This window comes from Nocardia sp. NPDC003345 (assembly GCF_053589395.1).
Map to the genome: position 1 here is coordinate 1 of NZ_JBSFRU010000295.1, position 8,370 is coordinate 8,370.

At 67.8% G+C, this 8,370-nt stretch carries 7 protein-coding genes; 2 read left to right on the plus strand and 5 right to left on the minus strand.

The features are described from left to right. Positions 1-159: 159 nt before the first annotated feature. The gene (clpB, locus tag ACWDU1_RS25410) at positions 160-2,718 is read right to left on the minus strand and encodes an ATP-dependent chaperone ClpB (RefSeq protein WP_450002175.1); all 2,559 of its coding nucleotides are present in this window, start codon (positions 2,716-2,718) and stop codon (positions 160-162) included. Positions 2,719-3,052: 334 nt separating this feature from the next. Here clpB and ACWDU1_RS25415 point away from each other — a divergent pair, with 334 nt between their 5' ends. Then, positions 3,053-4,210, plus strand: a complete 1,158-nt coding sequence (locus tag ACWDU1_RS25415) for a globin domain-containing protein (protein WP_450002176.1) — start codon at positions 3,053-3,055, stop codon at positions 4,208-4,210. Positions 4,211-4,259: 49 nt separating this feature from the next. Beyond that, positions 4,260-5,039, plus strand: coding sequence for an FAD-binding oxidoreductase (locus tag ACWDU1_RS25420; RefSeq protein WP_450002177.1), 780 nt, complete (start codon positions 4,260-4,262; stop codon positions 5,037-5,039). Between the two features lie 238 nt (positions 5,040-5,277). On the opposite strand, the gene ACWDU1_RS25425 is transcribed toward ACWDU1_RS25420, so the two are convergent. The 4 genes from ACWDU1_RS25425 to ACWDU1_RS25440 all read right to left on the minus strand — a co-directional run. Then, complete coding sequence (locus tag ACWDU1_RS25425) at positions 5,278-5,691, minus strand: heat shock protein transcriptional repressor HspR (RefSeq protein WP_450002179.1); 414 nt, start codon at positions 5,689-5,691, stop codon at positions 5,278-5,280. Further along, positions 5,691-6,869, minus strand: coding sequence for a molecular chaperone DnaJ (dnaJ, locus tag ACWDU1_RS25430; protein ID WP_450002181.1), 1,179 nt, complete (start codon positions 6,867-6,869; stop codon positions 5,691-5,693). Before dnaJ ends, ACWDU1_RS25425 begins: the two co-directional genes overlap by 1 nt. 27 nt (positions 6,870-6,896) lie before the next feature. After that, a complete protein-coding gene (gene grpE, locus ACWDU1_RS25435; protein WP_450002182.1) occupies positions 6,897-7,619 on the minus strand; it encodes a nucleotide exchange factor GrpE in 723 nt (240 codons plus the stop codon). Next, positions 7,616-8,370 (minus strand): Hsp70 family protein (locus tag ACWDU1_RS25440; protein ID WP_450002184.1); only part of this gene is annotated, 755 nt, incomplete at its 5' end. The genes ACWDU1_RS25440 and grpE, both read right to left, overlap by 4 nt.

The following is an 8,370-nucleotide window of genomic DNA, read 5'->3' on the forward strand; positions in this document are numbered from 1 at the left end:
CCCTCGGGACTCGCGCCTGCGGCGCCTCGCTTCGAGCACTGACAGGCGACGCGGGCCGAACCCTTTCAGTGCCTCGCTGAACTCGGCGCCCAGGAGCTGGGGCGGGTGGGCCGGGGGCCCGCCACAGTTACACGAGTAGCCGATGCGGCGGCAGCAACCTCAGCGCGGCGAAATGACCAGGTGGTCGCCGTCCGAGGTCACGTTCACATCCACCGTGTCGCCGTCGGCGATCTTGCCCGACAGCAGTTCCTTGGCCAAGGAGTCGCCGATCGACTGCTGGATCAGCCGTCGCAGCGGACGAGCCCCGTAGACCGGGTCGTAGCCGCGCACCGCCAGCCAGAACCGGGCCGAATCGCTGACATCCAGGGTGAGCCGCCGCTGCGCCAGCCGGCGTTGCAGCTGGTCCAGCTGGATGTCCACCACGTGGGCGAGCTGGTCCTCGTCGAGGGCGGCGAACATGACCACATCGTCGAGCCGGTTCAGGAACTCCGGTTTGAAGGCGGCGCGGACCGCGTTCATGACGAACTCCGGATCACCGCCGGCGCCCAGGTTGGAGGTCAGGATGAGGATGGTGTTGCGGAAGTCCACCGTCCGGCCCTGGCCGTCGGTCAGCCTGCCCTCGTCGAGGACGGCGAGCAGGATGTCGAACACATCCGGGTGCGCCTTCTCGATCTCGTCGAACAGCACCACCGTGTAGGGCCGGCGCCGCACGGCCTCGGTGAGCTGACCGCCCTGGTCGTAGCCGACGTATCCGGGCGGGGCGCCGACCAGCCGCGCGACCGCGTGCTTCTCGCTGTACTCGCTCATATCGATGCGGACCATCGCCCGTTCGTCGTCGAACAGGAAATCCGCGAGCGCCTTGGCCAGCTCCGTCTTGCCCACGCCGGTGGGGCCGACGAACAGGAACGAGCCGGTGGGACGGTTCGGATCCGCGACTCCGGCGCGGGCGCGCCGTACGGCGTCGGATACCGCCTGCACCGCGGCGTTCTGCCCGACCACCCGGCGGCCCAGCTCGTCCTCCATCCGCAGCAGTTTCTCGGTCTCGCCCTCGAGCAGGCGGCCCACCGGGATATGGGTCCAGGCCGAGATCACCTCCGCGATATCGTCCGGGCCGACCTCCTCCTTGAGCATCACCTCGCCGTCGGCCGCCGCGCCGGAGGCGCGTTCGGCCTCGGCGAGCTCCTTCTCCAGCGCCGGGATGCGGCCGTACCGCAGTTCGGCGGCTTTACCCAGGTCGCCGTCGCGTTCGGCGCGTTCGGACTCCCCGCGCAGGCCCTCGAGCTGCTCTTTGAGGATCCGGACCTGGTCGATGGCGGTTTTCTCGTTCTGCCAGCGGGTGGTGAGCTGATTGAGCTTCTCGCGGTCGTCGGCGAGTTCGGCCCGCAGTTTCTCGAGTCGCTGTTTGGAGGCCTCGTCGGTCTCCTTGGCGAGCGCCACCTCCTCGATCTCGAGGCGGCGTACCGCCCGTTCCACCTCGTCGATCTCCACCGGCCGCGAATCGATCTCCATCCGCAGCCGCGACGCCGATTCGTCCACCAGGTCGATGGCCTTGTCGGGCAGGAAACGGGAGGTGATGTAGCGGTCGGAGAGGGTGGCCGCGGCGACCAGCGCGGAGTCGGTGATCCGTACCCCGTGGTGCACCTCGTAGCGCTCCTTGATACCGCGCAGGATCCCGACCGTGTCCTCCACCGTGGGTTCGCCGACCAGCACCTGCTGGAAGCGGCGTTCCAGGGCCGCGTCCTTCTCGATGTGCTGGCGGTACTCCTCCAGCGTGGTCGCGCCGACGAGCCGCAACTCGCCCCGGGCCAGCATCGGCTTGATCATATTGCCGGCGTCCATCGCCGATTCGCCGGTCGCGCCCGCGCCGACGATGGTGTGCAGTTCGTCGATGAAGGTGATGATCTGCCCGGCGCTGGACTTGATCTCCTCGAGTACGGCCTTGAGCCGCTCCTCGAACTCACCGCGGTATTTCGCGCCCGCCACCATCGCACCCAGATCGAGCGAAACGACGGATTTACCGCGCAGTGATTCCGGCACATCGCCCGCGACGATGCGCTGGGCCAGGCCCTCGACGATCGCGGTCTTGCCGACGCCGGGCTCGCCGATGAGCACCGGGTTGTTCTTGGTCCGCCGGGAGAGCACCTGGACGACCCGGCGGATCTCGGTATCCCGCCCGATCACCGGGTCGAGTTTGCCGGCGCGCGCGGCATCGGTGAGATCGGTGGAGTACTTCTCGAGTGCCTGGTAACTACCCTCCGGATCAGGACTGCTGACCCGGGCGTTGCCGCGGACCGCGGTGAACGCCTCACGTAGCGCGGCGGCACTCGCCCCGTATTTCTGCAGCAGCATCGTGATGTCGGTGTCGCCGTCGGCGAGGCCGACCATCACATGCTCGGTGGACACGTATTCGTCGCCGAGTTCGGTGGCCAGATGCTGGGCGGCGGTGATCGCGGCCAGCGCTTCCCGGCCGAGCTGGGGTGTGGTGGTGGCACCGGACGCGCGCGGCAGCCGGTCGACGATGTCCTGGGCCTCGCGCCGTATGGTCGCGGGATCGGTGCCCACCGCCTTCAGCAGCGGGCCGGCGATACCGTCGGTCTGGTCCAGCAGCGCCACCAGCAGGTGGGCCGGCCGGATCTCGGGGTTCCCGGCGGCCGACGCGGCCTGCAGCGCGGCGGTGAGCGCGGCCTGGGTCTTGGTGGTGGGGTTGAACGAGTCCACGAAGCACCTTCCTGCTAGTCGATATCTCCTCCGGCAACCGCACCCGCTGGCGGGGACTCGTGCCGTTCTGACCGTTCCAACGTTCGAAAGGTTGAGTCTGTTCCGCTCAAGTTTGATATTTTTCCGTCCATGGACCCAGACACCGGTTGCCGAAAAAAAGCCGGATCACGGCGCGCGGCCCAGGCGCGATACCCGCGAACAAGATCACTCAAACCCGGTACTGGTATTTCACATCCACCATCATCACAATTTTCGGGGATACTGGTCGAGTGAAGGACGGCCGGTAACGGCTACGTCACTTCGGGCAGATTTCAGGGAAAGGAAGCTCCACGCCGTGGATGCGCGTTCGGCAGCGCTGGTCCGCGCCAATTTCCAGTCGGTACTAGACACCCCGGCTGGACCCGAGCGGTTGGTCAGCGCGTTTTACAGTCACCTGTTCGCGGAGAACCCGCGGCTGCGAGAACTCTTCCCTCCGGCCATGGAGATGCAGGCGAAGAGACTGGTCACCGCGATCCAGTACATGCTCGACCATCTGGAGGACTGGGACCGTGCGCAGAAGTTCCTCGAACAACTCGCCCGCGACCACCGCAAGTACGGCGTCGAAGCCGCGCACTACGACCTGGCCGGGCCCGCGCTCTACGCCGCCTTCCAGAACTACAACGGCCACTACTGGACCAGAGAACTCGCCGAGGGCTGGCGAGATGTCTGTCTGCTGATCTCGGCCGCCATGGCGATCGGCGCCAACTCCGACGACGCCCCGCCCTACTGGGAGGCCACCGTCGTCGGCCACCGGCACGTCCTCGACGATCTGGCCATCGTCCGGCTGCAGTCCGACGATCCGATCCCCTACCTGGCCGGGCAGTACGTCCCGGTCTCGGTACCGCAGCGCCCGCGCATGTGGCGTTACCTCTCCCCCGCCATCCCGTCGAACCCCTACGGGGAGATCGAATTCCACGTCCGCAAGGTCCGTGGCGGCTGGGTGAGCCCCTCCATCGTCGGCGAGACCAAGGTCGGCGACCGCTGGCTCATCGGCGGCCCGCTCGGCGGATTGCAGGTGGACCAGGACCGCGGCAGCGATGTGCTGATGATCGGCTCGGGCACCGGGGTCGCCCCGCTGCGCGCGCAGCTGATCGAGATGGGGCGGCGCGGTATCAACCCGCGGGTGCATTTCTTCATCGGCGGGGTGTACCCGTGCGACCTGTACGACGTGGAGAACATGTGGCAGCTCTCGCAGAGCAACCCGTGGCTCACCGTGGTCCCGGTCTGCGAGCACAAAACCAACCCCTGGTGGTACCCGCATCCCACCGAGGACGCGCCCTACGGAATGCACCGGCGGCTCGTCGGCAACCTCGGCGCGGTGGTGGCCAGTTTCGGCGCATGGGAGGATCGGCAGATCCAGATCGCCGGCTCGGCGACGATGATCGCCGACACCCGGCGCGCGCTGCTCGCGGTGGGCACGCCGGAAGAGATCATCAGCACCGACCCGGTCTGATCCGGTGCCCGCACCGAACACCAGGCCCCGAAAGGGTTGAGGCCCGCGTATGACCAACGACCCCCGCCTGTCCCACGACCGGAACCGGCAGGCCTACTGGATGGCCGATGTCGTCGAACACCATCGGCTACGCCACGATATGGCGGTGATCCGGCTGGTCGGCGAATACGTGCCGTTCACCGCGGGGCAGTCCGTCGAGGTCGAAGTGCCGCAGTTCCCCGGGATGCGGCGCCGGTTCTCTCCCGCCCTGCCGCCCTCTTTGGACGGCAAGATGGAGTTCCACGTCCGCACGGTCGCGGGGGGCTGGTGCAGCGGCGGAATCGTCGCCGACACCACCGTCGGCGACCGGTGGAAACTCTCCGCGCCCCAGGGCATGTTCACCGTCGACCCCGACGGCGACGAGCTGGTGATGATCGCGGGCGGTACCGGCCTGGCCCCCCTGCGCTCCCAGATCCTGGAGCTGGCACGGCATCCCGAGCCTCCCACCACCTACCTCTTCTTCGGCGGCTTCTCCCCCCGCGATCTCTACGCCGCCGATATGCTCGTCATCCTCGCCCACAGCCTGCCCTGGCTCACCGTCGTCCCGGTCGTGGAACGGCTCGAGGACCCGTCCTGGCCGGACCAATGGCACCAAAGCCACCGGGTGGATATCGGATTCGACGAGGACGACCTCATCCAGGGCACCCTCGCCGACGTCGTCGGCTCATACGGCTCCTTCGACCACCACCAGGTCCTGGTCTGCGGCTCCCCCGCCATGACCCGCTCCACGGTCGAACGTCTCCTCGACACCGGCACCCCACCCGAACGCATCCAATTCGAAGGCGCCTGAGCTGTACGGACCCGCCGGCGCGGGCCGATCAGCAGTATTCCCGGAACCGGGAAGAGCAGTGGTTCTTCGTGGTACCGCGCCCAGTTGACCTACAATCCGTGGCGCCGACGTCATCGGCGCCGGTCGAGTGTTTGTCGAATCAGTTTGCCGGGTGCCCTTCGCGAGGACTCGTCTGACGAATGAAACCCCGCGGATGACTTTCCACGGGGTTTCATCGAGGCGACCGGAGACGGCCCGGCTACCGCCGCCGGTTGCGGGGCTGCCAGACCACCAAGGCGGTATTGCGCTGGGGCGGAATCAGTTCCGGGCGGTAGTCCGGACGGCTGCGTTCCCGCTCCAGCGCGGCGGAGAGTTCCACCACCTGCTGCTGGAGTTCGGATACCTGGTTGGTGAGTTCGATGATCCGTTTGATCCCGGCCAGGTTGACGCCTTCGTCCTGGGACAACCGCTGCACTTCGCGCAGCAGTTCCACATCCCGTTCCGAATAGCGCCGACCGCCACCCGAAGTGCGTTGCGGGGTGACCAGGCCCAGCCGGTCGTAGGTACGCAACGTCTGGGCGTGCATACCGGCCAGCTGGGCGGCCACCGAGATGACGAAGTATTCGGCACGCGCCGAACTGCCCTCGGGTGTCCGTTTCGGATCAGTGGACATCACGCACCTGCCCATCCAGCTCTCGGATCGAAGCCGCTGGCCTTCTCCGCCTCCTGTAGCGCGCGCAACGCGGCCACGGCATCGTCGTCCAGCTTCGGCGGCACGGCGACCTTCACGGTGACCAGCAGATCACCGGCTCCGCCACCACGTTTGGGAACCCCGCGGCCACGCACCCGCAGGATGCGGCCGTCCGCGGTGCCCGGTGGCACCTTCACGCCGACCCGGCCCTCCAGAGTGGGCACCGATACGGTCGTGCCGAGCACCAATTCACTGTAACTGACCGGTAGCGCCAGCGTGAGGTCATCGCCGGCCCGGCCGAAGACCTTGTCCTGGCCGACCCGCACCGTCACGAACAGGTCGCCCGAGGGCGCGCCCCGCAGCCCGGCCTCGCCCTGGCCGGCCAGCCGGATGCGCTGGCCGTCGGAGATACCGGGCGGGATCCGGACATTGATGGTGCGGGTGCGGTTCTGGATACCGCTGCCCTGGCAGTCCACGCACGGGTCATCGATGATCGATCCGGTGCCGCGGCAGTCGTCGCAGGGTTCGCTGAACCCGAACGCGCCCTGGTTGCGGCTGACCACACCGCTGCCGTTGCAGATGGGGCACACCCGCGGGCTGGTGCCCGGTTTGGCTCCGCTGCCGTGGCAGGTGGTGCACGGGGACGGGCTGGTCAGGTGCAACGGCACGGTGACACCCGTGGCCGCCTCACGGAAACCGAGAGTCGTCTCGGCCTCCACATCGGCACCGCGGCGCGGCCGCTGACCGGTCCGCGTACCGCCGCCGCCCCGGTTGAACAGACCGCCCAAGATATCGCCGAGACCGCCGTCGGCACCGGCACCGGCACCGGCCTGCCCGAACAGATCACCCAGGTCGAAGCTCTGGGAGAACCCGCCGCCACCGCCACCGGGCGCGAAACCGCCGCCCCGGCCGTACCCGCCGCCCGCGAACAGGCGGCGGGTCTCGTCGTATTCGGCGCGTTTGGCCGGATCCGACAGCACGGTATGAGCCTCGCTGACGGCTTTGAACCGTTCCTCGGCCTGGGCATCACCCGGGTTTGCGTCCGGATGCAGATCACGGGCGAGCTTGCGGTACGCCTTCTTGATCTCGTCGGTGGAGGCGTTGGAGGAGACGCCCAGCTCCTTGTAGAAGTCCTTTTCGATCCACTCCCGCTGGCTCACCGAGCGTCTCCTCCTCTCGCACTATCGTCAATTACCGGAGCCGGCATCAGCATCCGATGCCTCCGGCCCGGCGGTGGCCGCCGCGGTGCCGGGATCCGGCACGGTATCGCCCACACCGTCGGTGACCCCGACCAGCGCGTGCCGCAGCACCCGCTCGCCGAAGCGGTAACCCTTGCGCATCACCACACCGATCACCGGATCGTGCCCGGCGCCTTCGTGCTGAACGGCCTCGTGCAGATTCGGATCGAAGGGCTCACCCTCGGATCCGAACTCCTCGAGGCCCTGTTTACGCAACGCCTCGGCGAGCTTGTCGGCCACCGACCGCAGCGGTCCGGTCTCCAGATCACCGTGCGCGCGGGCACGATCCAGATCGTCGAGCACACCGAGCAGTTCGTTGACCACTCCCGCTTTGGCGTTGTCGATCGCGGTCTTGCGATCGCGCTCGACCCGGCGCCGGTAGTTGGTGTACTCCGCCGTCAGGCGCTGCAGATCGGCGGTCCGCTCGGCGAGTTCGTCCGCAGGGGACGCGACCGGCGCGTCGGCCGTCGCCGCCTCGGCGGCATCCTCGTCCACTCCGGCCTGCGGCGCCTGCGGTGAGACACCTTCCTCGCCCCCGGCCGGGGCGGCACCGTTGGCCGCCCCGGCGGGCTCGCGGACCTCACCGGTCTCCGGATCGATCTTGCGCTTGTCGACGAAGCTCACCGGCTCCGAGGGCTCTTCCGGCTTGTCGTTGTTTCCCGTATTCGTCACTTCTTCTCCGTGTCGACCGGATCGTCCACGACCTCGGCGTCGACCACCTGGTCGTCGCCGGAGTCGGCGGCGGCACCGTTACCGGAACCTGCCGCGCCCTCCTGCTGCGCCTGGGCTTCGTAGATCGCCTGCCCCAGGGCCTGCGATTCGGTGGCCAGCTTCTCCACCGCGGCCTTCACCGCTGCGGTATCGGTGCCCTTGAGCGCCTCGTTGGCCTCCGCGATCGCGGCCTCGACCTTGGTCTTCACATCCGCCGGGACCTTGTCCTCGTTATCGGCGATGAACTTCTCGGTCTGGTGCACCAGCGATTCGGCCTGGTTACGGGTCTCGGCCTCCTCACGGCGGGCCTTGTCCTCGGCAGCGTGCGCCTCGGCGTCCTTGACCATCCGGTCGATCTCCTCCTTGGACAGACCGGAGCCGTCCTGGATCTTGATCGTGTTCTCTTTGCCGGTGCCCTTGTCCTTGGCGGTCACGTGCACGATGCCGTTGGCATCGATATCGAAGGTGACCTCGATCTGCGGCACACCGCGCGGCGCCGGCGGGATACCGGTCAGCTCGAAGGAGCCGAGCAGTTTGTTGTGCGCGGCGATCTCGCGCTCACCCTGGAACACCTGGATCTGCACCGACGGCTGGTTGTCGTTGGCCGTGGTGAAGGTCTCCGACCGCTTGGTCGGGATGGTGGTGTTGCGCTCGATGAGGTTGGTCATCACGCCGCCCTTGGTCTCGATATGACCCCGCTGTCGCTGTGTAT